General features: G+C 46.7%; 29 protein-coding genes, 1 pseudogene and 1 riboswitch. Of the genes and pseudogenes, 27 read left to right on the plus strand and 3 right to left on the minus strand.

Annotated elements, in window-relative coordinates; genetic code table 11:
• Positions 1-11: 11 nt before the first annotated feature.
• The 13 genes from MJQ52_RS00225 to lysA all read left to right on the plus strand — a co-directional run bounded on the left by MJQ52_RS00225 (position 12) and on the right by lysA (position 10300).
• Positions 12-830, plus strand: coding sequence for a purine-nucleoside phosphorylase (locus MJQ52_RS00225; RefSeq protein WP_003153340.1), 819 nt, complete (start codon positions 12-14; stop codon positions 828-830).
• Between the two features lie 136 nt (positions 831-966).
• Positions 967-2136 carry a D-alanyl-D-alanine carboxypeptidase family protein gene (locus MJQ52_RS00230; RefSeq protein ID WP_003153342.1) on the plus strand — a complete coding sequence of 390 codons (1170 nt, stop codon included), beginning with the start codon at positions 967-969 and terminating at the stop codon, positions 2134-2136.
• A 95-nt stretch (positions 2137-2231) separates the two neighbouring features.
• On the plus strand, positions 2232-2585 hold the full coding sequence (spoIIAA, locus tag MJQ52_RS00235; RefSeq protein WP_007409411.1) for an anti-sigma F factor antagonist: 354 nt from the start codon (positions 2232-2234) through the stop codon (positions 2583-2585).
• The gene (gene spoIIAB, locus MJQ52_RS00240; RefSeq protein ID WP_094247820.1) at positions 2582-3025 is read left to right on the plus strand and encodes an anti-sigma F factor; all 444 of its coding nucleotides are present in this window, start codon (positions 2582-2584) and stop codon (positions 3023-3025) included. The genes spoIIAA and spoIIAB overlap by 4 nt, the downstream gene beginning before the upstream one ends.
• 11 nt (positions 3026-3036) lie before the next feature.
• Positions 3037-3804: an RNA polymerase sporulation sigma factor SigF gene (gene sigF, locus MJQ52_RS00245; RefSeq protein ID WP_003153348.1), complete on the plus strand. Its 768-nt coding sequence runs from the start codon at positions 3037-3039 to the stop codon at positions 3802-3804.
• A gap of 125 nt (positions 3805-3929) precedes the next feature.
• Positions 3930-4550, plus strand: a complete 621-nt coding sequence (locus MJQ52_RS00250; protein WP_094247821.1) for a stage V sporulation protein AA — start codon at positions 3930-3932, stop codon at positions 4548-4550.
• The gene (locus tag MJQ52_RS00255) at positions 4540-4965 is read left to right on the plus strand and encodes a stage V sporulation protein AB (RefSeq protein WP_003153350.1); all 426 of its coding nucleotides are present in this window, start codon (positions 4540-4542) and stop codon (positions 4963-4965) included. The genes MJQ52_RS00250 and MJQ52_RS00255 overlap by 11 nt, the downstream gene beginning before the upstream one ends.
• Positions 4966-4977: 12 nt before the next feature.
• Positions 4978-5430 carry a stage V sporulation protein AC gene (spoVAC, locus tag MJQ52_RS00260; RefSeq protein ID WP_003153353.1) on the plus strand — a complete coding sequence of 151 codons (453 nt, stop codon included), beginning with the start codon at positions 4978-4980 and terminating at the stop codon, positions 5428-5430.
• Between the two features lie 11 nt (positions 5431-5441).
• The gene (gene spoVAD / locus MJQ52_RS00265) at positions 5442-6458 is read left to right on the plus strand and encodes a stage V sporulation protein AD (protein ID WP_025649812.1); all 1017 of its coding nucleotides are present in this window, start codon (positions 5442-5444) and stop codon (positions 6456-6458) included.
• A complete protein-coding gene (spoVAE, locus tag MJQ52_RS00270) occupies positions 6459-6809 on the plus strand; it encodes a stage V sporulation protein AE (protein ID WP_003153356.1) in 351 nt (116 codons plus the stop codon).
• A gap of 3 nt (positions 6810-6812) precedes the next feature.
• Positions 6813-7421 carry a stage V sporulation protein AE gene (locus MJQ52_RS00275; protein WP_088037390.1) on the plus strand — a complete coding sequence of 203 codons (609 nt, stop codon included), beginning with the start codon at positions 6813-6815 and terminating at the stop codon, positions 7419-7421.
• Entirely contained in the window at positions 7375-8856 is a 1482-nt protein-coding gene (locus MJQ52_RS00280) for a spore germination protein (RefSeq protein ID WP_003153360.1), read from the plus strand. Before MJQ52_RS00275 ends, MJQ52_RS00280 begins: the two co-directional genes overlap by 47 nt.
• A gap of 124 nt (positions 8857-8980) precedes the next feature.
• Positions 8981-10300 carry a diaminopimelate decarboxylase gene (lysA, locus tag MJQ52_RS00285; RefSeq protein ID WP_014305333.1) on the plus strand — a complete coding sequence of 440 codons (1320 nt, stop codon included), beginning with the start codon at positions 8981-8983 and terminating at the stop codon, positions 10298-10300.
• Between the two features lie 44 nt (positions 10301-10344).
• On the opposite strand, the gene MJQ52_RS00290 is transcribed toward lysA, so the two are convergent.
• On the minus strand, positions 10345-11244 hold the full coding sequence (locus tag MJQ52_RS00290) for a DUF1002 domain-containing protein (protein ID WP_003153362.1): 900 nt from the start codon (positions 11242-11244) through the stop codon (positions 10345-10347).
• Between the two features lie 284 nt (positions 11245-11528).
• Between MJQ52_RS00290 and MJQ52_RS00295 the strand changes: the two genes are divergently transcribed.
• From MJQ52_RS00295 to ribT, 9 genes are all read left to right on the plus strand, one after another.
• Positions 11529-11960, plus strand: coding sequence for a peptidylprolyl isomerase (locus MJQ52_RS00295; RefSeq protein ID WP_003153363.1), 432 nt, complete (start codon positions 11529-11531; stop codon positions 11958-11960).
• 149 nt (positions 11961-12109) lie between these two features.
• Positions 12110-12601, plus strand: a complete 492-nt coding sequence (locus MJQ52_RS00300) for a CcdC protein domain-containing protein (protein WP_014305331.1) — start codon at positions 12110-12112, stop codon at positions 12599-12601.
• Between the two features lie 80 nt (positions 12602-12681).
• On the plus strand, positions 12682-13257 hold the full coding sequence (gene lepB, locus MJQ52_RS00305; protein WP_032861567.1) for a signal peptidase I: 576 nt from the start codon (positions 12682-12684) through the stop codon (positions 13255-13257).
• Positions 13258-13504: 247 nt separating this feature from the next.
• The gene (locus MJQ52_RS00310) at positions 13505-13849 is read left to right on the plus strand and encodes a hypothetical protein (RefSeq protein ID WP_003153366.1); all 345 of its coding nucleotides are present in this window, start codon (positions 13505-13507) and stop codon (positions 13847-13849) included.
• Positions 13850-13967: 118 nt separating this feature from the next.
• Positions 13968-14114, plus strand: a riboswitch (FMN riboswitch).
• 131 nt (positions 14115-14245) lie between these two features.
• Positions 14246-15361, plus strand: coding sequence for a bifunctional diaminohydroxyphosphoribosylaminopyrimidine deaminase/5-amino-6-(5-phosphoribosylamino)uracil reductase RibD (gene ribD, locus MJQ52_RS00315; RefSeq protein ID WP_014305330.1), 1116 nt, complete (start codon positions 14246-14248; stop codon positions 15359-15361).
• Complete coding sequence (ribE, locus tag MJQ52_RS00320; RefSeq protein WP_003153370.1) at positions 15342-15989, plus strand: riboflavin synthase; 648 nt, start codon at positions 15342-15344, stop codon at positions 15987-15989. The genes ribD and ribE overlap by 20 nt, the downstream gene beginning before the upstream one ends.
• Positions 15990-16003: 14 nt before the next feature.
• Entirely contained in the window at positions 16004-17200 is a 1197-nt protein-coding gene (locus MJQ52_RS00325) for a bifunctional 3,4-dihydroxy-2-butanone-4-phosphate synthase/GTP cyclohydrolase II (protein WP_094247822.1), read from the plus strand.
• Positions 17201-17232: 32 nt separating this feature from the next.
• Positions 17233-17697 (plus strand): 6,7-dimethyl-8-ribityllumazine synthase, encoded by a 465-nt coding sequence (gene ribH / locus MJQ52_RS00330; RefSeq protein WP_003153372.1) that lies wholly within the window; start codon positions 17233-17235, stop codon positions 17695-17697.
• A 116-nt stretch (positions 17698-17813) separates the two neighbouring features.
• Positions 17814-18188, plus strand: a complete 375-nt coding sequence (ribT, locus tag MJQ52_RS00335; RefSeq protein WP_003153373.1) for a GNAT family N-acetyltransferase RibT — start codon at positions 17814-17816, stop codon at positions 18186-18188.
• Between the two features lie 65 nt (positions 18189-18253).
• On the opposite strand, the gene MJQ52_RS00340 is transcribed toward ribT, so the two are convergent.
• A complete protein-coding gene (locus MJQ52_RS00340) occupies positions 18254-18775 on the minus strand; it encodes a DUF309 domain-containing protein (RefSeq protein ID WP_003153375.1) in 522 nt (173 codons plus the stop codon).
• 87 nt (positions 18776-18862) lie between these two features.
• Complete coding sequence (locus tag MJQ52_RS00345; protein WP_003153376.1) at positions 18863-18952, minus strand: YjcZ family sporulation protein; 90 nt, start codon at positions 18950-18952, stop codon at positions 18863-18865.
• A 207-nt stretch (positions 18953-19159) separates the two neighbouring features.
• Between MJQ52_RS00345 and MJQ52_RS00350 the strand changes: the two are divergent.
• The 5 genes and pseudogenes from MJQ52_RS00350 to MJQ52_RS00370 all read left to right on the plus strand — a co-directional run bounded on the left by MJQ52_RS00350 (position 19160) and on the right by MJQ52_RS00370 (position 22916).
• Positions 19160-19916, plus strand: a pseudogene (locus MJQ52_RS00350) (segregation/condensation protein A).
• The gene (gene scpB / locus MJQ52_RS00355; RefSeq protein ID WP_094247824.1) at positions 19906-20499 is read left to right on the plus strand and encodes an SMC-Scp complex subunit ScpB; all 594 of its coding nucleotides are present in this window, start codon (positions 19906-19908) and stop codon (positions 20497-20499) included. The pseudogene MJQ52_RS00350 and the gene scpB overlap by 11 nt, the downstream one beginning before the upstream one ends.
• A gap of 89 nt (positions 20500-20588) precedes the next feature.
• Positions 20589-21074 (plus strand): DUF3907 family protein, encoded by a 486-nt coding sequence (locus tag MJQ52_RS00360; protein WP_003153380.1) that lies wholly within the window; start codon positions 20589-20591, stop codon positions 21072-21074.
• Between the two features lie 112 nt (positions 21075-21186).
• Positions 21187-22338, plus strand: a complete 1152-nt coding sequence (locus MJQ52_RS00365; protein ID WP_003153383.1) for a D-alanyl-D-alanine carboxypeptidase family protein — start codon at positions 21187-21189, stop codon at positions 22336-22338.
• Complete coding sequence (locus MJQ52_RS00370; protein ID WP_003153385.1) at positions 22326-22916, plus strand: nucleoside recognition domain-containing protein; 591 nt, start codon at positions 22326-22328, stop codon at positions 22914-22916. Before MJQ52_RS00365 ends, MJQ52_RS00370 begins: the two co-directional genes overlap by 13 nt.
• Positions 22917-22920: the final 4 nt, after the last annotated feature.

The raw sequence follows: 22920 nt of genomic DNA on the forward strand, positions 1-22920 counted from the left end.
GGGACTTTTTTTTGAAACAAAAGATCGAACGTGCTGCTGCATTTATTAAAGAACACGTGAAAGAAACACCAAAGATCGGTCTGATTTTAGGATCAGGGCTCGGCGTATTGGCCGATGAAATTGAAGGAGCCGTCAAGCTTACATATGAAACGATCCCTGATTTTCCGGTCTCAACGGTAGAAGGCCATGCCGGCCAGCTTGTGATGGGAACGCTTGAAGGCGTGCAGGTCATCGCGATGCAGGGCCGCTTTCATTACTATGAAGGCTACTCGATGGATCAGGTCACATTTCCCGTCCGCGTGATGAAAGCGCTCGGCGTTGAATCTCTCGTCGTGACGAATGCAGCCGGCGGTATCAACACTGAATTCCGCGCCGGCGATCTGATGATTATTACAGACCATATCAACTTTACAGGCACCAACCCGTTAATCGGGCCGAACGAAGCTGAATTCGGAGCGAGATTCCCGGACATGTCAGAAGCCTATGACAAAGAGCTGTCAAGCTTGGCTGAAAAAACGGCCGATGAGCTGGGCATTCCTGTTCAAAAAGGTGTGTATACAGCTGTTACGGGGCCGTCTTACGAAACACCTGCTGAGGTTCGGTTTTTAAGAACGATGGGGTCTGACGCTGTCGGCATGTCGACCGTGCCGGAAGTCATCGTCGCCAACCACGCGGGGATGCGCGTGCTCGGCATCTCATGCATTTCCAACGCGGCGGCAGGTATTCTTGACCAGCCGTTATCCCATGAAGAAGTAATGGAAATGACGGAAAAAGTAAAAGGCGGCTTTTTGAAGCTTGTCAAAGCCGTAGTCGCACGATCTCAAAAATAAGTCAGCATAAGTCAGCTGTTTCTTCGGAAGCAGCTGTTTTTTTGTGCCCTCAACACGAAACATTTTCCAGATGAGGCGTATAAAACCACCGGATTTGGAAAAAATAAAAAGGATTATGAAATGGAGGGCTTTGGAGATGAAACGTCTTATATCCACTTTGTTGATTGGCATTTTATTAACGGCATCAGCACCGTCCGCTTTTGCAAAGCCGGACGGAAAACATACATCGGAGCTCGCTCATGAAGCCAAAAGCGCCGTGCTGATTGAACGCGATACGGGAAGCATTCTTTATAACAAGAACAGCCGGGAGCGTCTGGCGCCGGCAAGCATGACAAAAATCATGACCATGCTTTTAATCATGGAAGCGCTTGACAAAGGGAAAATAAAGATGAGCGATAAAGTCAGGACGAGTGAACACGCCGCGTCTATGGGCGGATCACAGATTTTCCTTGAACCCGGAGAAGAAATGACGGTAAAAGAAATGCTCAAAGGAATTGCGATAGCTTCCGGAAATGACGCATCTGTCGCAATGGCGGAGTATATCGCCGGTTCAGAAGAGGATTTCGTCAGCCGGATGAACAAAAAAGCAAAAGAATTGGGATTGAAAGATACCTCCTTCAAAAACCCGACGGGACTGCCTGAAAAAGACCATTACAGCTCTGCTTATGACATGGCGAAAATGGCGAAGGAATTATTAAAGTACGATAAAATCACTCAATTTACGGGAACGTATGAGGATTATTTAAGAGAAAATACAGACAAAAAGTTCTGGCTCGTCAATACAAACCGGCTGATCAAATTTTACCCGGGTGTAGACGGCGTGAAGACGGGCTTTACAGGCGAAGCGAAGTATTGTTTAACCGCTACCGCTAAAAAAGGAAATATGAGGGTCATCGCTGTCGTTTTCGGAGCCAGCACCCCGAAAGAAAGAAACGCCCAAGTGACCAAAATGCTTGATTACGCCTTCAGCCAGTTCAAAACACACCCGCTGTACAAACGGAATCAAATCGTCGGAACGGTAAAAGTGAAAAAAGGAAAACAGAAACTGATCAAGCTGACCACATCTGAGCCGATCTCTCTTCTGGCCAAAAAGGGAGAGAACATGGACAAAGTAAAAAAAGAAGTGAAAATCAACGGCAATGTAACGGCTCCGGTTAAAAAAGGAGAGGTGCTCGGCAGCCTCGTTCTGAAAAAAGACGGAAAGGTGCTCGTTGAAAGCCCGGTCACGGCAAAAGACGACATGGAAAAAGCGGGTTTTCTCACTTTTCTGAAGCGGACGATGGGAGATTGGACAAAATTTAAATAATCGTGGCGAACGGGCACTAGTTTTGTCATAGTGAAGGAATTGCTTTCCCGAAAATCGAAACACTCATTATCCGATCATATCAAGGAGGAATGAGCATGAGCCTTGGAATTGACTTTCATGTCAAAGAATCCGTGCTTTGTATTCGATTAACAGGTGAACTCGACCATCATACGGCAGAATCATTAAAACAAAAGGTTACTGAATCGCTGGAGGCTGACGGCATCCGTCACATTGTGCTGAACCTTGAAGATCTTACCTTCATGGACAGCTCCGGCCTCGGCGTGATTTTAGGGCGTTATAAACAAATTAAACAGCTCGGCGGAGAAATGGTCGTGTGCGCGATTTCGCCCGCGGTGAGACGTCTGTTTGACATGTCCGGCCTGTTTAAAATCATCAGGTTCGAACAATCGGAACAAAAAGCGCTTTTAACGTTGGGGGTGGCATCATGAAAAACGAGATGCATCTTGAATTTTCAGCCCTCAGTCAGAACGAATCGTTTGCGCGCGTAACGGTTGCTTCTTTTATCGCACAGCTCGACCCGACGATGGATGAGCTGACGGAAATCAAGACCGTCGTATCAGAAGCGGTAACAAACGCAATCATCCACGGCTATGAAGAAAACTGCGACGGAAAGGTGTACATCTCCGTTACGCTGGAGGATCATGTCGTCTATTTGACCATACGTGACGAAGGCCTCGGGATCACAGATCTTGAGGAAGCGCGCCAGCCGCTCTTTACGACAAAACCCGAGCTTGAGCGCTCCGGTATGGGCTTTACCATTATGGAAAACTTTATGGATGATGTCACGATTGATTCTTCGCCGGAGATGGGAACGACGATACGCTTAACAAAACACCTATCAACAAAAAGCAAAGCGCTTTGTAATTAAGGAGATTTGTTATGGATGTGGAGGTTAAGAAAAACAGCAAAAACGCGCAGCTCAAGGACCATGAAGTCAAAGAATTAATCAAAAAGAGCCAAGAGGGCGACCAGCAGGCAAGAGACCTCCTCATAGAAAAAAACATGCGTCTTGTGTGGTCCGTCGTTCAAAGGTTTTTAAACAGAGGCTATGAGCCGGACGATCTGTTTCAGATCGGCTGTATCGGATTATTAAAATCCGTTGATAAATTCGATTTGTCCTATGATGTCCGTTTTTCAACTTATGCCGTGCCGATGATTATCGGAGAAATCCAGCGCTTCATCCGCGATGACGGAACCGTCAAAGTATCAAGATCTTTAAAAGAGCTCGGCAATAAAATACGCCGGGCGAAAGATGAACTGTCAAAAACATACGGAAGAGTGCCGACCGTTCAGGAAATTGCGGATCATTTAGAAATTGATGCGGAGGATGTGGTGCTTGCGCAGGAAGCGGTGCGGGCGCCTTCATCCATTCATGAGACCGTGTATGAAAATGACGGAGACCCGATCACCCTGCTTGATCAGATCGCTGATCATTCAGAAGAGAAGTGGTTTGACAAAATCGCCCTCAAGGAAGCGATCAGTGATTTGGAAGAACGGGAAAAACTCATTGTCTATCTGAGATATTATAAAGATCAGACACAGTCGGAAGTAGCCGAACGGCTCGGGATTTCCCAAGTTCAGGTATCGAGGCTGGAGAAAAAAATATTAAAGCAGATTAAAGTGCAGATGGATCATACGGAAAGCTGACCTTTTACGGGCCGGCTTTTTTTATTTGTGCATCGGTGGTAATTTATGGTCTTTTGCCGCTGATGAATGAGAACAAAAGTGAACCACATACTACATATATAACCACCCGAAAGATGGTGATGCAAGTGGAAAGACGAATATTTCTCAGACTTCGCCACCGCGTGAAGGCTCATACCGGAGATATCATCACAGTCGGCGACGCCGCGCAGATTGCGGGACAGCAAAAGCTGAAAAAAAAACTGTCGGCACTGCCGCTGTATAAGGTCACGAAAAAAGACAAAAATATCGTCGTGCTGGACATCATAAAAGTGCTGAAAACCATTAATACCGCTTTTCCCGCGCTTGATGTACAGACCGTCGGCGGCGCTGAAACGATAGTGGAAATCCATTACCAGAAAAAGCAGCTGTCAGCCGTTTTATTCGTCGGTGTCTGGCTCCTGCTTTTTATCGGTTCATGTCTTGCCATTATGAATTTTCATGAAGATGTCAGTATGAGAGAAGTTCATATCGCCTTATATGAAATCATAACGGGCGAACGGAATGAATACCCGTATCTGCTTCAGATTCCATACAGCATCGGCCTCGGTCTCGGTATGATCGTCTTTTTTAATCACATCTTCAAAAAACGCCTGAATGAAGAGCCAAGCCCGCTGGAAGTCGAGATGTTTAATTATCAGATTGATCTCGATCATTATGTCGCAATGCACGAAAATGAAGAGACGATGAAAGATCTGCATGATCGTTAGCATTCTTTTCGTTATATTTGTCGGGCTTGGCGGAGGGCTGACCGTGGGCGCGGGCTTTGTGGCTTTTTTAACCGTTATGGGAATCGTCCCCCGCCTTATGCAGCTGACAAAAACAATGCGCTTTGTACAGGCCTACGAAGGAGCTGTTATTTCAGGAGCTGTGTTCGGCGGCTGGGAAACCTTAAATATGAATCATTTTTTTTTATCTGAATGGCTGGCCGTTCCGGTCGGGCTTTTGGCCGGCATGTTTATCGGCATGCTGGCCGCAGCGCTTACAGAAGTGCTGAATGTGCTTCCCATTCTTGCCAAACGGATCGGCTTCGGCAGCAAAATCATCATATTGCTGATGGCCATTGTGTTCGGCAAAATAGCCGGCTCTTTATTTCATTGGCTGTATTTTATCCATCATTCATAAGGAGGAACCGACGTGACAAACTTAAAAGAAAATTACAAAACAAAAGTGAAAGACTATCAGCCGAAACCGCCATATGTTTGGAATTGCGTCAAAGCCTTTCTGATCGGCGGTTTGATCTGTCTGATCGGGCAGGCTCTTCAAGACTTTTACATCCACTTTTTTAATTTTAATGAAAAAACAGCGGGCAACCCGACGGCCGCCACTCTTATTTTAATTTCCGCCCTTTTGACCGGATTCGGCATTTATGACAGACTCGGGCAGTTTGCCGGAGCGGGTTCAGCCGTGCCGGTGACGGGTTTTGCAAACAGTATGACAAGCGCGGCTCTGGAACACAGAAGTGAAGGACTCGTGCTCGGAGTAGCGACAAACATGTTTAAATTGGCGGGAAACGTCATTGTGTTCGGCGTCGTGGCAGCCTATATCGTAGGCCTGATACGGTTTGCTTGTGAAAAACTGTTTTCGTAGGAGGAGAAAAAATGAAATTAACCGGAAAGCAAACCTGGGTGTTTGAAAACCCGTTATTTGTAAATGCGGCGGGGACGGCAGCCGGACCGAAAGAAAAAGACGGCCCGCTCGGTTCGCTGTTTGATAAGACATACGATGAAATGCATTGCAATCAGAAAAACTGGGAAATGGCGGAACGTCAGTTAATGGAAGATGCCATCAACTCAGCTTTGCAAAAACAGAATTTGAAAAAGAGCGATATTGATTTGTTACTCGCGGGGGATCTTTTAAATCAAAATGTGACCGCCAACTACGTCGCCAGACATCTGAAAATCCCGTTCCTCTGTCTGTTCGGCGCCTGTTCGACATCAATGGAAACGATTGCCGTCGCATCCGCGCTCATTGACGGCGGTTTTGCGAACCGGGCGATCGCAGCCACGAGCAGCCATAACGCGACCGCAGAACGGCAATTTCGCAATCCGACGGAATATGGCGGGCAAAAACCGGATACCGCCACTTCGACGGTCACGGGGGGCGGGGCGGTCATCATCAGCCAAAACCCTTCTGATATCAAGATTACAAGCGCAACAGTGGGAAAAGTAAGCGACCTCGGAATAACAGATCCGTTCGATATGGGATCCGCCATGGCGCCAGCTGCCGCCGACACAATCAAACAGCACCTGCAGGACTTAAACCGCACGGCGGATGATTATGATCTGATTTTAACGGGAGACCTTTCAGGCGTCGGCTCGCCGATCGTGAAAGATTTGCTCAAAGAAGAAGGCTATCCCGTCGGAACGAAACACGATGACTGCGGTCTTCTCATCTATACGCCGGACCAGCAGGTGTTTGCGGGCGGAAGCGGCTGCGCCTGCTCCGCGCTTGTTACGTACACACATATTTTTAATCAATTAAAATCAGGGGCTCTGAACAGGGTGCTCGTTGTCGCGACAGGAGCGCTTTTAAGTCCGACAATGATCCAGCAGAAAGAAACCATTCCGACCATCGCGCACGGTGTGGTATTTGAGCGGGCGGGAGGTGCATCATAAATGGAATATCTGTTGGCTTTTGTTTGCGGGGGAATCATATGCATTATCGGTCAGCTGCTGCTTGACATTTTTAAACTGACACCCGCCCATGTGATGACAACTTTTGTCGTCATCGGCGCCTTGTTGGATGGGTTCGGAATATATGACAAATTTATCGAATTTGCAGGTGCGGGCGCGACGGTTCCCATTGTCAGCTTCGGTCACAGCTTATTGCACGGCGCCATGCATCAAGCTCACGAGCATGGATTTATCGGGATCGCCATGGGGATTTTTGAACTTACTTCCGCCGGTATATCTTCAGCGATTTTATTCGCATTTCTTGTAGCCATTATTTTTAAACCGAAAGGATAATGCCTGATGACGAAACGGAAGGTCATTCTTGTGACAGACGGGGACGTATACGCCGCCAAAACAATTGAATATGCCGCGGAAAAAGCAGGCGGGCGGTGTATTTCCCAATCAAAGGGCAATCCGTCAACCAGAAGCGGCCCCGAACTTGTTCAACTGATTAAAGCCGCGCCGAATGACCCGGTGTTTGTCATGTTTGACGATTCAGGCCTGCAAGGGGAAGGGCCGGGCGAAACGGCGCTGAAATATGTCGCCTCACATCGGGACATTGAAGTGCTGGGGGTGATTGCGGTCGCTTCTAAGACCCATCAGGCTGAATGGACGAAAGTCGATGTCTCCATTGACCGTGATGGAGAAGTGACGGAGTATGGCGTCGATAAAACCGGAATGAGAGAAATGGACGAGCACAGAATGAACGGAGATACGGTGTATTGTCTGGATAAATTGGACGTTCCTCTCATTGTGGGCATCGGCGACATAGGAAAGATGGGGAGAAAAGATGACATATCCAAAGGCTCGCCGATTACGATGAAGGCGGTCGAATTCATTTTAGAAAGGAGCGAAAGTCATGCCGGAAAAACCGGAAAACATGATCAAGGTATACCGGGATCCTAGAAAAAATGAACAATTTTTTAAAGACCGCGTCGGTATGGGAACGAGCTATGATGTCGGCGTCCGCAAAGTTCGAGTATTAGACCGGGAAGTCCAGATTTACTTTGTCAACGGATTAACCGATACTTTGTTTATCATTCATTTAATGGAACAGCTCGTCGACGTCAATAATTATGATGAGAATGCGGATGAAGCGATTGACGTTGTTGAAAACAGGCTTGTCAATCAGCAGGTCCAAAAAGTCAAAACGCTCGACGAAGCAACAGATCAAGTGCTTTCCGGACTTGTGGCCGTTATCGTTGAAGACGCGGGCTTCGCCTTTATCGTTGACGTCAGAAGTTACCCCGGACGCACACCGGAAGAACCGGATACGGAAAAGGTCGTCCGCGGGGCAAGAGACGGTTTTATCGAAAATATCGTCATTAATACAGCATTGATCAGAAGACGAATCAGGGACGAAAGGCTCCGCGTCAAAATTACGAAAGTCGGCGAGCGCTCTAAGACCGATCTTGCCATTGTGTATATAGAAGACATCGCGGATCCGGACCTTGTCAGCATCGTCGAAAACGAAGTGAATGCGATTGACATTGACGGATTGACGATGTCTGATAAAACGGTGGAAGAATTCATCGTCAAACAGGGCTACAACCCGTTTCCGATGGTCAGATACACGGAGCGGCCGGATGTGGCCGCCAATCACATTTTGGAAGGGCACGTCATCATCGTCGTTGATACGTCACCGAGCGTGATCATAACGCCGACAACGATTTTTCACCATGTTCAGCATGCGGAAGAATACAGGCAGGCGCCTTCAGTGGGAACATTTTTAAGATGGATCAGGTTCTTCGGTATTATCGCTTCAACGGTTCTGCTTCCGATCTGGTTTCTCTTTGTTCTCGAACCGTCTCTTCTGCCTGAAAGATTGGATTTTATCGGTTTAAATAAAAATACGCACATCCCGATCATTCTGCAAATCTTTTTAGCCGATTTGGGGATTGAGTTTCTCAGGATGGCCGCGATCCATACGCCGACCGCTTTATCCACCGCCATGGGTCTGATTGCGGCGGTGCTGATCGGTCAAATCGCCATAGCGGTGGGGCTGTTTTCAGCAGAAGTGATTCTGTACGTATCGATCGCCGCCATCGGATCATTTACCACGCCGAGCTATGAGCTCAGCCTCGCCAATAAAATGATACGCCTCATCTTAATGGTGCTCGTGGCCATTTTCCAAGTGAAAGGCTTTGTGATAGGCTTTACATTGCTGCTGATCATAATGGCGAATATCCGTTCGTTTCATACGCCGTATTTATGGCCGTTTTTACCGTTTAACGGCAAGGCGCTGTGGCAGGTGCTCGTCCGGACGACAGTGCCGGGAGCGAAAGTCAGACCGAGCATTGTTCACCCGAAAGACCGTCAAAGACAGCCAAGCGGTTCATAATCGCATTGAAACCGACAGAAGATTATGATATTGTATGTCTTAACTTATACGGGACTTGTATAAGGACAGCTCAAAAGAAGCTGTCCTTTTCACCCATAGGCGGATCAGAAAGAGGGAATGAGCATTGTTCTTACATGGCACAAGCAGACAAAACAAACTAGGTCATTTGGAAATCGGAGGTGTGGACGCGCTGTATTTAGCGGAGCATTACGGCACGCCTCTTTATGTTTACGATGTGGCTTTAATACGTGAGCGCGCTAAAAGCTTTAAACAGGCATTCATTGACGCGGATTTAAAGGCGCAGGTCGCGTACGCGAGCAAGGCGTTTTCTTCCGTTGCGATGATACAGCTCGCTGAGCAGGAGGGGCTCTCATTGGACGTTGTATCCGGCGGAGAGCTGTTTACGGCGGTTGCGGCTGGTTTTCCGGCTGACAGGATTCATTTTCACGGCAACAACAAAAGCAAAGAAGAGTTGAAAATGGCGCTCGATCATCAAATCGGCTGCATCGTCGTTGATAATTTTTATGAAATATCCTTACTCGCGGAACTGTGCCGCAAATCAGGGCGCACAATGGATGTGCTTCTCCGGATCACTCCGGGGGTAGAGGCCCATACGCATGATTATATTACAACGGGGCAGGAAGATTCCAAATTCGGTTTTGATCTGCATAACGGGCAAATAGAAAAGGCGATTGAACAAGTATTGCAGTCAGACCATATCCGCCTTCTCGGCGTTCACTGCCACATCGGATCGCAAATTTTTGATACGGCGGGCTTTGTGCTGGCCGCAGAAAAAATCTTTGCAAAACTCAATGAATGGAGAGAATCATTCGGCTTTGTCTCTGAAGTGCTGAATTTAGGGGGGGGCTTCGGCATCCGCTACACGGAAGAGGATGAACCCCTTCATCCCGCCGTTTATGTGGAAAAAATTATCGAAGCGGTAAAAGAAAACGCAGCGCTGCACGCTTTTGACATTCCGGAGATCTGGATTGAACCGGGACGCTCGCTCGTCGGAGATGCCGGAACGACGCTTTATACCATCGGTTCGCAAAAAGAAGTGCCCGGCACCCGTAAATATGCAGCGGTTGACGGGGGCATGAGCGATAATATCCGTCCTGCGCTGTATCAGGCGAAATATGAAGCCGTATCGGCAAACAGAATCGGAGAACACCACGATAAAACGGTATCCATCGCGGGTAAGTGCTGTGAAAGCGGGGATATGCTCATTTGGGATATAGACCTTCCGGAAGTGAAAGAAGGCGATCTTCTCGCCGTTTTCTGCACGGGAGCGTACGGATACAGCATGGCTAACAACTACAACCGTATTCCGCGTCCCGCCGTCGTTTTTGTGGAAGACGGCGAAGCGCATCTTGTCATTAGAAGAGAAACTTATGAAGACATTGTAAAACTGGATCTGCCGTTTAAGACGGGGGTCAAACAATAAATAAAAAAGAGACCGGAACAATGGCGTCCGGTCTCTTTTTGCGTTCAGCTGTCAGAACTTGATCCGCTGTCTCCTGTAAATACAGACACGATCGCATTCCAAATCGAAGCGAAGAAATCAATAACTTTTTGAACAAAGCTTTTGCCTTCATCGGATTGAATGAACTTCGTGATTTTGTCTTTTGCCTTATCGAGCTGGCTGCCGACTTGGCCCCAATCAATCTTGGCATTTTTCATTTTATTAAACAATGAAACGAGCTGGTCTTTTTGAGCGTCAGTCAGTGTAATATTAAGGTTTGAAGCCGCATCATCGACCTTTTTCTCGATTCCTTCTTTTGTATCGGGCACACCGTTTTTCGCGAAATCATCTTTAATGTTTGCGATAAGCGCGGAGGCGTTTTTATCCCCGATTTTATCCCCGAGATTTGAAGTGGTGACAAGCTCTTGGTTGGCGACCTGTTTTACATCTTCTGAAATCGCTTTGTCTGATGAGACTTCATATGCCTTGATGATTCCCGTTAATGCTGCGGTGCCTGATACCTCAAACGGCGCCGTCACGTATACTTTCGCATCTTTCACTCCTGCTGTCATCAGGGCGTTTAAGTACATTTCATCCGTAATGGAATCGATATTATGGGTCTTAACGTCAAGCCCGGACCCTTTCTTTGCCACCGTAATGGATGACGAAGAGATGGCTCTTGTGCCGATTTGGGCATTCGATATATATTTTCCCAGATATTCATGTTCTTCTTTATTAGTGACCGTCACTTTTGTCGCGTTATCAGGGACATTTAATTCGTCAAGCACTTTCTGACGGTTTTCGTTTGACAGATCCGCCCCCAGTGTGACGATGACATCTCCGACTGCGGCATCGGCCAGGCTGATTTTCGGTATTGTGCACAATACAACGGCCGCCGCCAGCAATCCAATCCACATTTTTTTCAAAGCGGTTAACCTCCTTCTTTTCACAAATGCCGTTTTGAAGCGGTTTGTGAGGACCTGCGTGAAGCAGTTCCGATACATAGACGGCTGTGAAGCTGTTCTGGTTTCATTTTCTTTCTGCGGAAGCGGGGAGATTCGTTTTCCGGCTGAAGGTGTGGTATAATAGCCGCGAAAAGAAGAGCAGAGGCCTCTTCCTTCAAAAGAATATCAAAAAGAAAGCCGGCTTACAATTGAAATTCATATTAAAGAAGGCTTTGACAAAAAACAATACGGAAGTAGGAATGAGAATGAAAACTGGTTACATCGAAATGGAAAACGGCAGCAGAATCGAATTTGAACTTTATCCGAATGAAGCGCCTAATACAGTCGCTAACTTTGAAAATCTGGCGAATACGGGCTTTTATGACGGCGTTATTTTCCACCGCGTGATTCCGGGCTTTGTCAGCCAAGGCGGAGATCCGACTGGGACAGGCATGGGCGGAAGCGGAAAAACGATCAAATGTGAAACAGAAGGCAATCCGCATAAACACGAAGCCGGTTCTTTATCAATGGCGCATGCCGGTAAAGACACGGGTTCAAGCCAATTCTTCATCGTACATGAGCCGCAGCCGCATTTAAACGGCGTTCATACTGTATTCGGAAAAGTGACAAGCGGTTTAGAGCATGCGAAAAACATGTCTAACGGAGACAAAATGAAAGAAATCCGTGTAGAAGGATAATGACGGAAAACCCGCCTTTTTCAGGCGGGTTTTTTTATGTATATGAAAATTCTCATGTGTAAATCATGAAAAAATACATATATGAACATCGGTGATCATTCTGGTATAGTGAAAAAGACCGATTACAACAATGAAAAGAGGTAGAAACGTTGGTTCAATTGGCAACCGTTTTATTTGTCATTATCATTCTCGCACTTATGATTTGGTTCAGGGTAAAAAAGGGAAACAGGCCGATTAAAGGCGGCGGCTTAGGCATCATTCTCCCGCTTTTGATTATCGCCGTCATTTTCACATTCAGTATCAGCCAGCTCATGAATATCCCGGGAAAGCCGTTTCATTTTCCCGCTCTTTGGGAGCTCGCCATCGCCGGACTGTTAGGCGCGGTATTCGGTATCATCATGCTGTCGCAAACCGCCTATGAAATCCGGGAAGACGGCTTTGTCTACTCCAAGCGGAATAAAAACTTTAAATATGTCATTATCGCGATTATTGCGATCCGTATCGCGCTCAGCCAATATTTCAAAAGCATTGACGCGGCGGAATTCGCCGTTTTAACGATGGAGCTTGCTTTTGTGTATTTGTGCATTTGGCGGATCGGAAGCTTCGTGAAATACCGTAAAATCAGCAGATCCGGCTTATAAAATGAAAAAAATGGATGGGGTGCGGGGCTTATTTGCCCTCTGTGCAGGGATTCATGGTAAAATAAAAATGACCATGGCTAATGGGAGGAAATCACTTGAAATCAGAAAAAGAAAAAACTTCTAAAAAAAGCGCCGTACTTGATTGGGCGAAAGCCATTATCATCGCTGTCGTTCTGGCACTGCTCATCCGAAACTTTTTATTTGCCCCTTATCTCGTTGATGGAAGATCAATGGATCCGACGCTGCATGACCGCGAGAGAATCTTTGTCAATATGACGGTCAAATACATAAGCGACTTCAAACGCGGCCAGATCGTCGTGCTGAACGGAGAAAATGAGCACTATGTCAAACGGATTATCGGACTTCCCGGCGACACGGTGCAAATGAAAAACGATCAGCTGTATATCAACGGCAAAAAAGTGTCCGAACCGTATTTAGCGGCAAATAAGCACAAGGCGAAGCAAGACGGCTATGACCGGCTGACAGAAGACTTCGGCCCGGTGAAAGTGCCGGACGACAAATATTTCGTCATGGGTGATAACCGCAGAGAATCTATGGACAGCCGCAACGGCCTCGGTCTTTTTACAAAAAAACAAATAGCGGGCACATCAAAATTCGTCTTCTTCCCGTTTAACGAAATTCGCAAGACGAAATAAACCGTACAGGCAGTTTTCTTCATGAGAAAACTGCTTTTTTTATATAAATTTATCTCTCCACCCTCAAAAACAGAACATAAATTCGTATATCTATTTAATAGATAGAAAGTTTTACAGATACATGAAACATCTTCCCTTTATGAAACGTTATATGAATAACTCACGCAGGGAAGAACGGTTTTCTATTCATGAAAAAAAGGAATATGACATAGTAATGAATAGATTGATACGGGCTGGAGGTAGAAAAATGGGAAGAATTAAAACAAAAGCAGCCATTTTACTTGTACTGCTGCTGTTATTAGCGGGCGGTTATATGGTCATAAACGATATTGAACTGAAAGACGTGCCGACTGCAATCGGACAAACCCTGTCCCAGGAAAAAGAAGAATATACAGTCAAAACATATAAAATTACGAAAATCGAAGGAACTGAGTACCACGGTACGGCAGCGAACGGCACAAAAATTATTTTTAACGGCGACAAGCTGAAGCAGGATCTCTCCGATGTAAAAAAAGGTGATAAGATTAAAGCGTATTTCAGCAAATCAAACCGGATTGACGGCTTATTGAAGGTCGTCAAAGTGAACGAATAAATAAAGACGCCTTTTATGGGAAAGGGCGCTTTTTATTTTTCTGAATAATGAGGTGCAAATTCATTGCGCCTGCCGCAAAGGATGTTATAATAGCGGATAAGGACAAAAAAATATTGATTGTATCCTTCGGGGCTGGGTGAAAATCCCGACCGGCGGTAATAAGGCGCTTTGCGCTTTACAGCCCGTGACCCGTATGCATCTGTATACGGTGGATTCAGTGAAAAGCTGAAGCCGACAGTGAAAGTCTGGATGGGAGAAGGATGAGAGAAGCTATGCAAAAAATAAACTTACTGTATAGTCTTATTTCCTATGGATTAAAACTGGCAAAGCCCCGAACTGTGTAAACATTCGGGGCTTTTTTGACGCCAAATTGCGTGGAAGAAGGGAGGGATAACGATGGATGAATATTATATGAATACGGCAATAGAACTTGCCAGACGCGGTGAAGGACAGACACAGTCCAATCCTCTTGTCGGCGCTGTCGTCGTCAAAAACGGACAGATCGTCGGAATGGGCGCCCATTTGCAATACGGAGAAGCGCATGCCGAGGTTCACGCGATTAATATGGCCGGCAGACACGCAAAAGGCGCCGATTTGTATGTGACGCTGGAGCCTTGCAGCCATTACGGAAAAACACCGCCATGCGCCGAACTGATAATAAAGTCGGGGATAAAAAGGGTGTTCATTGCTGTGAAAGATCCGAATCCGCTTGTAGCCGGAAAAGGCATCGGAATGCTGGAAGCAGCGGGCATCGAAGTGAAAACCGGCCTTCTCAGGCAGCAGGCAGAAGAGCTGAATAAAATGTTTCTTCACTTCATGCGGACCGGACTTCCGTATGTCACCTTGAAAGCGGCCGCGAGCCTTGACGGGAAAACAGCGACCGAAACCGGTGACAGCAAATGGATTACATCAGAGGCGGCAAGGCTTGATGCCCAGCAATACAGGAAATCGCATCAAAGCATTCTTGTCGGAGCAGGCACAGTCAAAGCCGATAATCCGAGCCTGACCTGCAGGCTTCCTGATGCGGTGAAGCAGCCGGTCAGAGTGATTCTCGATACAAAGCTGACCATTCCTGAAACGGCAAATGTGCTCACTGACGGCGCTGCGCCGACATGGATATTTACGGCCAAAGGTGCAGACGTGCAAAAGAAAGACCGGCTGACCGCACTCGGAATAAAAGTTTTTCCGCTGGAAACAGACCGCATTCACATCCCTGAGGTGCTCAGTGTTCTCGCTGAAAACGGCATAATGTCCGTTTATGTGGAAGGCGGAGCATCCGTACACGGAAGTTTTGTGAAGGAAGGCTGTTTCCAAGAGCTTCATTTCTATTTCGCCCCTAAATTAATCGGAGGAACGCTTGCTCCCAGCTTGATCTCCGGTGAAGGTTTTCAATCAATGAAAGATGTCCCCCATTTGCAATTCACACAAATCACCCAAATCGGGCCGGATATAAAACTGACGGCCATACCTAAAGATGGAAAGGATGGTGACGATGTTTACAGGAATCGTTGAAGAAACAGGCACGATCCAAGCAATCAAAAAGACAGGCCTTTCCATGGCATTAACCATCGCCGCTTCAAAAGTGACAAGTGATGTGAAACTTGGCGACAGCATTGCGGTAAACGGCATCTGCCTGACCGTAACCGGATTTTCTGACAATCAATTTACGGTTGATGTCATGCCGGAAACAGTGAAATCCACTTCGCTGAACGGCTTGTCAAAAGGCAGTAAAGTAAACCTGGAAAGAGCGATGTCCGCCAACGGACGGTTCGGCGGCCACTTTGTATCAGGGCATGTGGACGGAACGGCGGAAATTACGCGGATCGAGAAAAAAAGCAACGCGGTCTATTACGATTTAAAACTTTCGCCGGAATTGACAAAAACGCTCGTATTGAAAGGTTCAATTACGGTAGACGGCGTGAGCCTGACGATTTTCGGTCTATCAGATGAAAGCGTGACGGTATCCATCATTCCGCATACCATCTCAGAAACGATTTTTCAGACGAAAACAGTCGGATCGACCGTAAATATTGAGTGTGACATGATCGGCAAATACTTATACCGCTTTTTGCACAAAACAGAACAAACGAAAAGCAATCAAACTATCACGGAAGCCTTTTTAAGCGAGAACGGCTTTTAGAAAGGAAGATCGATATGTTTCATCCGATAGAAGAGGCGTTAGAGGCGCTGAAAAAAGGTGAAGTCATCATTGTTGTCGATGATGAAGACAGAGAAAACGAAGGAGATTTCGTAGCGCTGGCTGAGCATGCCACGCCTGAAGTGGTGAATTTTATGGCGACCCATGGGAGAGGCCTGATCTGCACGCCGCTGTCTGAAGACATCGCCGGCCGGCTGGATCTTCACCCGATGGTCGATCATAATACGGACTCACATGAGACCGCGTTTACGGTCAGTATTGACCACAGGCTGACAAAAACGGGCATCAGCGCTCAAGAACGTTCTTTTACCATTCAGGCGCTGTTGAACGAGGAATCTGTGTCTGACGATTTTCAGCGTCCGGGCCACATTTTCCCCTTAATCGCAAAAAAAGGAGGCGTCCTGAAGCGGGCGGGCCATACGGAAGCAGCCGTTGACCTTGCAAAAGCCTGCGGATCTCAGGGAGCGGGCGTCATTTGTGAAATTATGAATGAAGACGGCACAATGGCCAGAGTGCCGGAGTTAGCCGAAATCGCCGAACGCCACCAGCTGAAAATGATTACGATAAAAGACTTAATAGAGTACCGTTACAACATTACGACACTTGTGAACAGAGAAGTTGATATTACGCTGCCGACTGACTTCGGCACGTTTAGAGTTTACGGATATACAAACGAGGTTGACGGAAAAGAACATCTCGCCTTTGTCATGGGGGATGTCCCGTTTAGCAGCGAACCCGTTCTTGTCAGAGTGCACTCAGAATGCCTGACGGGCGATGTGTTTGCATCCCATCGCTGTGATTGCGGACCTCAGCTTCATGCCGCGCTTGCGCAAATTGCTGAAGAAGGCCGCGGCGTTCTATTGTATTTGCGCCAGGAAGGCAGAGGAATCGGTTTAATCAATAAGCTGAAGGCGTACCGATTGCAGGAACAAGGGTACGACACGGTTGAAGCGAACGAAGCGCTCGGCTTTCTGCCTGATCTGCGCAACTACGGCATCGGCGCCCAGATTCTCCGCGACTTAGGGGTTCAGCATATGAAACTTTTAACCAATAACCCCCGGAAAATCGCCGGCCTCGAAGGATACGGTCTCAGCATTTCAGAACGGGTGCCGCTTCAAATGGAAGCGAGTGAGCATAACAAACAGTATTTACAGACCAAAATGAAAAAACTTGGACATCTGCTTCATTTCTAAAAACAAATCTCACAAAAAAGGATGGATAACATATGAATATCATACAAGGAAACCTAGTAGGAACAGGACTTAAAATCGGAATCGTCGTCGGCAGATTTAATGAATTTATAACGAGCAAGCTGTTAAGCGGAGCGGAAGACACGCTGCTTCGCCACGGTGTAGAATCAAATGACATTGACGTCGCTTGGGTGCCGGGAGCGTTTGAAATCCCGTTTGCGGCAAAGAAAATGGCGGAAACGAAAAAATACGATGCCGTCATTACGCTCGGCACGGTTATCAGAGGAGCGACAACGCATTATGACTATGTCTGCAATGAAGCGGCAAAAGGCATCGCCCAGGCGGGAACGGCGACGGGCGTCCCGGTTATCTTCGGCATCGTGACGACTGAAACCATTGAGCAGGCCATCGAACGAGCCGGAACAAAAGCCGGAAATAAGGGAGCGGATTGTGCAGTATCTGCCATTGAAATGGCAAATTTAAACCGCTCATTTGAATAATTTGTTGAAAAGCGTTTAAAACCGCGGCGAAAATGATATAATGTGAGAAAACGGATCGCCTTTATGTATCCGTTTGATAGGACATGAATGGACATTTTGGATATAGAGGGGTTTTTATGTTAATTCGTTATAAAAAATCGTTTGAAAAGATTGCGATGGGTCTTCTGTCATTTATGCCGAATGAAAAAGATCTCAAGCAGCTTCAGCAGACAATAAAGGACTATGAAACGGATACTGGCCGCCAGCTCTTTCTTTGGAAAGAGGATGAAGATATCGTCGGAGCGATCGGAGTCGAAAAAAAGGACTCAGAGGTTGAAATCCGGCATATCAGCGTGAATCCTTCTCACCGCCATCAAGGAATCGGAAAGCAAATGATGGACGCCTTAAAACGTCTGTTCAAAACGGAGGCACTCGTTCCGAATGAATTAACGCAAAGCTTTTTTGAACGCTGTCAACATCAAAAAGATCAGGATATCTCATATAATAACTGACAAATGCTCCCGGAATCTTCACGGTTTCGGGAGCTGTTTTGATATAGAAAAAGCAGGGCTGACCGTCAGCCTCTGCTTTTTTTTCTTCTCTCAATTTCCCGTTCGCGTTCCTTAATGACATCCGTCCTGTCCCGCAGGCGGTGTTTATGGATAAGAAAGGTATCTGATACGCCGTCTTGCCCCCATGTATAGCCCTTTCGGCGGCATTCGGCAAGACATGCTTCTTTCAGGGCTTCATCTGTAATCGGAAGCATAACACTTCTGTAAGGCAGGCCCGCTTCTATATCGTCTGACAGCGTTTCTATCAGCTCAATCAGCTTCGGATGGCTGAGCCCGAGAGAACAGACCGCCTGCTTTTCAGACCGCAGAATACGTAAGCTGTTGGCAATCAGCCGTTTCGCCCCGGCTTCATTTCCCCTGCGCTGGTGATACAGAGCGACGGCAAGCTGAATCAGGCCGACCCAATGAATGCTCCGCTTTTCAGCCGGGCTTTCTTTCCAATATTCCTCTAACAGTTCATGACACTCAAAATAATCTCTTGATGCGTGAAATTCGGCCAAAAAGCCGATATAAGCTTTAGGATACAAGCCGCTTCCTCCTTTTATGCTAAAACCAGTGTACCACAGCGCTATGAAAAGGAAAAAAGAGCGGCTTGGTGTCTGAAGCCTGAGGAACTAGCAGATGTAAGATGCTCCTACGACAACGAGCAAAATAAACAGAACAACAATTAATGCAAAACCTCCGCCGAAACAAGCTCCGCTCATGTGAAATCAGCCTCCCTTTGTTTCAAGTTTACACGGCTATCATATGTGCATCCGCCTTTAAAGGTATAGGCGTATATCTTCTTTTTCAGTATTTTCTAAATAACGGAGGACGTGTATAAAAGTATTGGACGAGAGCATTTCGGTGGATTATACTAAAGGGTAGCCAGTTTTTCCGGCAATGAGAGTGATACTGAAAATGGTGAGATAATGGTAGAATATCAAGTGAAAATTGATACGTTTGAAGGCCCATTGGACCTGCTGCTTCATCTGATTAACCGTCTTGAAATCGACATATACGACATACCCGTGGCAACCATTACTGAACAATATTTATTATATGTACATACAATGCAAGAGCTTGAACTTGATGTCGCCAGTGAATATCTGGTCATGGCGGCGACGCTTCTCAGCATTAAAAGCAGAATGCTGCTTCCCGAAACAAGAGGAAGAGCTGTTTGAAGACGAAATGCTTGAAGAAGAAGACCCTCGGGACGAGCTGATTGAAAAGCTGATTGAGTATAGAAAGTATAAAACCGCTGCGAAGGATTTAAAAGAGCGGGAAGAAGAAAGACAAAAGTCATTTACAAAGCCGCCGAGTGATTTAAGTGAGTATGCAAAAGAAATCAAACAGACCGAGCAGAAACTGTCGGTGACCGTTTATGACATGATCGGCGCGTTTCAAAAGGTGCTTCAGCGTAAAAAAATCACGCGGCCGAAAGAAACGACCATTACAAGACAGGAAATACCGATTGAAGACAGAATGAACGAAATCGTTAAAAGCTTAAAAACGGCGGGGAGAAGAATAAACTTCACGGAGCTTTTTCCTTCTCGGCAAAAAGACCATCTCGTCGTGACGTTTTTAGCAGTCCTGGAACTGATGAAAAATCAGCAGATTATCATTGAACAGGAAGAAAACTTTTCAGATATATACATTACGGGGAGTGAATCCATTCATGGCGTTTGATATCGTGAATTGGAAAGCGATTGTGGAAGCCCTGCTGTATGCGGCGGGTGATGAAGGACTGACCAAAAAGCAATTGGTGACGGTGCTTGAAATAGAAGAAGCGGAACTGGCCGGAATCATGGAAGAAGTGGCCGCTCAGTACAAGGAAGACGACAGAGGCATCGAGCTTACCGAATATGCGGATACGTATATGCTTGGAACGAAAAAAGAATTCGTGCCTTATTTGAAAAAACTAATCGAAGTGCCGTCAAAAGGGCTGTCACAGGCTTCTTTGGAAGTGCTGGCGATCGTTTCGTACAAGCAGCCGATCACACGGGCGGAAATTGAAGATATCCGGGGCGTGAAGTCTGAGCGGATTCTGCACAGCCTCGTGTCAAAAGCGCTGCTGTGTGAGGTGGGCCGCGCCGACGGTCCCGGCCGGGCGATTTTATACGGCACGACACCGGTATTTCTTGAACAATTCGGCTTAAAAACATTGGATGAGCTCCCGCCGCTTCCTGAAAATGCGGAGGAAGACGTTCTCCAGGAGGAAGCCGATTTATTCTTTGAAAACTTCAACCAAACTTTTGAGGATATTAAATAATAACCGTTTTTCATCATACGATAGTAGGGAAAGGCCATTGATGAATGACGCAAATGACGACGTACAAGAGAGGAAGGAAACGGACGGAAATGGGAAATTCGATTGTGAGGGCCCATACTGAAGAAACTGGTGAATTTTTAGCCGAGGTTGTCACGATGGTCAGCAGCTATTTAAATCATACAACATTGCCGGAGATGCGGGCTCAAGGAGAGGCGGATGAGGCATACTGCCGCGACGTGCTCAGTGTGCTGAGGAGGATGACCGTCTTTTGCGAAGGCGCCCAGGAAGCCTGCCGGCGGCTCTTAATGCAGGAGCCGTTTCATGAGGTGAGAGCGGAAAAAACGCTGTATAAAGTGTATCATCAGTGCGTGGAAGAGTTTTTCATGCCGAAAAAGGATACATGGTACGAAAACAGCCGCGCCGCTTATACAGGCCAAAGCGCGATTGAATTCTACCAGCAAGTGCCGGACTCGCTGCGGAGCCTTCTGCTTTCGCTCAGCAGTGAATTTCTGCGCATGCGGGAAGAATTGGCGCAATATGAAGCATCAGGCTCAAATATGGCATCAGTCAGATAAAAACTCTTCCTTTTGGGAGAGTTTTTTTATGTGAAAGTGATGCAATTGGTATTCATAAGTCATGGACAGGCGCATAAACTTGTACAAACCCACAACAAGGACGTGAGCATTCATGCGCTTTCTCAAAAAAGCTGCCGTATTTCTTTTGACTTTTGTTATTCTTTTTTCCATTACAGACGGCAATACGGCACATGCCCAAATACATGTCAGCGCAAAAAGCGCGATTATTATCGACGGAGCATCTGGCAGGGTGTTATTCGCCAAGGATGAACATCATAAGCGGCGGATTGCAAGCATTACGAAAATCATGACGGCGGTGCTGGCGATTGAATCAGGGAAGATGGAAGAGACCGTGACGGTTTCCCCGAATGCTGTGAAAACGGAAGGCTCAGCCATTTATCTTCAGCCGGGACAAAAAGTAAAGCTGAAAGATCTCGTTTACGGGCTTATGCTGAGATCAGGAAATGACGCCGCTGCGGCAATAGCGGAATATGTCGGCGGAAGCCTTGACGGTTTTGTATTTATGATGAACAAAAAAGCCGAGCAAATCGGGATGGAAAATACAAAATTTCAAAATCCGCACGGGCTGGACGACCATGAAAATTTATATTCTACGGCGTATGACATGGCGCTTTTGACTAAATACGCGATGAAAATCAAGGAATACCGGACCGTTTCAGGCACAAAAGTGTATAAGGCGGAAACGATGGACCGGGTATGGAAAAATAAAAACAAGCTTCTGACTGGGCTCTACCGTTACAGCACAGGCGGAAAAACGGGTTACACAAAAATCGCGAAACGGACGCTCGTTTCGACGGCTTCAAAAGACGGAACGGATCTCATCGCGGTCACCATAAATGATCCGGATGACTGGGATGACCATATGAATATGTTTAATTATGTCTTTGAGCACTATAAAACCTATGTCGTCGCTAAAAAAGGCGGCATCCCGAAGCTGAAAAAGACGTTTTACGGAAAACACGCTTTTATTGCCCGGGATGTCAAATATTTATTAAAAGAGGATGAAATCGACGATGTAAAAATCCGCACAACCTTAATAAAACCGAAAAAAGCCTGGAAAAAGGACGCCTCTCTCATTCCTGATGTCGTCGGCCGGATGACTGTTATGCATGATGGGAAAGTGATCGCCAAGATTCCCGTCTATTATGAAAACGAGCGCCATAAAAAACCGAAAAAGCACTTCATTGAGACGTTTACGAGCCTGTTTATGAGCGCGGCGGGCGGTTCGTCATGGTCAATTTAATCTGGGTATGTCTGACAGTAATCGGACTTGTCTTTGCGATGTTTAACGGTACTTTGCAGGATGTGAATGAAGCTGTTTTTAAAGGAGCGAAAGAAGCGGTTACGATCTCGTTCGGATTAATGAGCGTCCTCGTCTTCTGGCTCGGCCTGATGAAAATAGCCGAGCAGTCCGGCCTTTTGGATATATTCAGCAGAATGTGCCGCCCGTTTATCTCTAAGCTGTTTCCCGATATTCCCCCTGATCATCCGGCGATGGGATACATCTTATCAAATCTCATGGCAAACTTTTTCGGACTGGGAAATGCGGCGACACCGCTCGGCATTAAAGCCATGGAGCAGATGAAAAAGCTGAATGGAGGTAAGTCTGAGGCCAGCCGTTCCATGATTACCTTTTTGGCGGTAAATACTTCGAGTATTACATTGATACCGACAACCGTCATTGCCGTGCGCATGGCTTATTCGGCGAAATCACCGACCGATATCGTCGGGCCGACCATCTTAGCGACTTTAATTTCGGGAATCGGCGCGATTTTCATTGACCGCTACTTCTGGTACCGCCGCAAAAGAAAAGGGAGGTAAGCGA

It is taken from the genome of Bacillus sp. jun7 (assembly GCF_051034795.1).
Classification (GTDB): Bacteria; Bacillota; Bacilli; order Bacillales; family Bacillaceae; genus Bacillus; species Bacillus velezensis.

Excerpts from the sequence above, each read along its gene's own strand:
- lepB (WP_032861567.1), top strand. The coding sequence starts at position 12,682 with ATGGGAGGAAATCACTTGAAATCAGAAAAAGAAAAAACTTCTAAAAAA.
- MJQ52_RS00325 (WP_094247822.1), top strand. The coding sequence starts at position 16,004 with ATGTTTCATCCGATAGAAGAGGCGTTAGAGGCGCTGAAAAAAGGTGAA.
- scpB (WP_094247824.1), top strand. The coding sequence starts at position 19,906 with ATGGCGTTTGATATCGTGAATTGGAAAGCGATTGTGGAAGCCCTGCTG.
- spoVAD (WP_025649812.1), top strand. The coding sequence starts at position 5,442 with ATGAAATTAACCGGAAAGCAAACCTGGGTGTTTGAAAACCCGTTATTT.
- MJQ52_RS00255 (WP_003153350.1), top strand. The coding sequence starts at position 4,540 with ATGATCGTTAGCATTCTTTTCGTTATATTTGTCGGGCTTGGCGGAGGG.
- MJQ52_RS00365 (WP_003153383.1), top strand. The coding sequence starts at position 21,187 with ATGCGCTTTCTCAAAAAAGCTGCCGTATTTCTTTTGACTTTTGTTATT.
- sigF (WP_003153348.1), top strand. The coding sequence starts at position 3,037 with ATGGATGTGGAGGTTAAGAAAAACAGCAAAAACGCGCAGCTCAAGGAC.
- MJQ52_RS00345 (WP_003153376.1), bottom strand. The coding sequence starts at position 18,952 with ATGAGCGGAGCTTGTTTCGGCGGAGGTTTTGCATTAATTGTTGTTCTG.
- MJQ52_RS00230 (WP_003153342.1), top strand. The coding sequence starts at position 967 with ATGAAACGTCTTATATCCACTTTGTTGATTGGCATTTTATTAACGGCA.
- spoIIAB (WP_094247820.1), top strand. The coding sequence starts at position 2,582 with ATGAAAAACGAGATGCATCTTGAATTTTCAGCCCTCAGTCAGAACGAA.
- spoVAE (WP_003153356.1), top strand. The coding sequence starts at position 6,459 with ATGGAATATCTGTTGGCTTTTGTTTGCGGGGGAATCATATGCATTATC.
- MJQ52_RS00360 (WP_003153380.1), top strand. The coding sequence starts at position 20,589 with ATGGGAAATTCGATTGTGAGGGCCCATACTGAAGAAACTGGTGAATTT.
- MJQ52_RS00310 (WP_003153366.1), top strand. The coding sequence starts at position 13,505 with ATGGGAAGAATTAAAACAAAAGCAGCCATTTTACTTGTACTGCTGCTG.
- spoIIAA (WP_007409411.1), top strand. The coding sequence starts at position 2,232 with ATGAGCCTTGGAATTGACTTTCATGTCAAAGAATCCGTGCTTTGTATT.
- MJQ52_RS00370 (WP_003153385.1), top strand. The coding sequence starts at position 22,326 with ATGGTCAATTTAATCTGGGTATGTCTGACAGTAATCGGACTTGTCTTT.
- MJQ52_RS00295 (WP_003153363.1), top strand. The coding sequence starts at position 11,529 with ATGAAAACTGGTTACATCGAAATGGAAAACGGCAGCAGAATCGAATTT.
- ribT (WP_003153373.1), top strand. The coding sequence starts at position 17,814 with ATGTTAATTCGTTATAAAAAATCGTTTGAAAAGATTGCGATGGGTCTT.
- ribH (WP_003153372.1), top strand. The coding sequence starts at position 17,233 with ATGAATATCATACAAGGAAACCTAGTAGGAACAGGACTTAAAATCGGA.
- MJQ52_RS00280 (WP_003153360.1), top strand. The coding sequence starts at position 7,375 with ATGCCGGAAAAACCGGAAAACATGATCAAGGTATACCGGGATCCTAGA.
- ribE (WP_003153370.1), top strand. The coding sequence starts at position 15,342 with ATGTTTACAGGAATCGTTGAAGAAACAGGCACGATCCAAGCAATCAAA.
- ribD (WP_014305330.1), top strand. The coding sequence starts at position 14,246 with ATGGATGAATATTATATGAATACGGCAATAGAACTTGCCAGACGCGGT.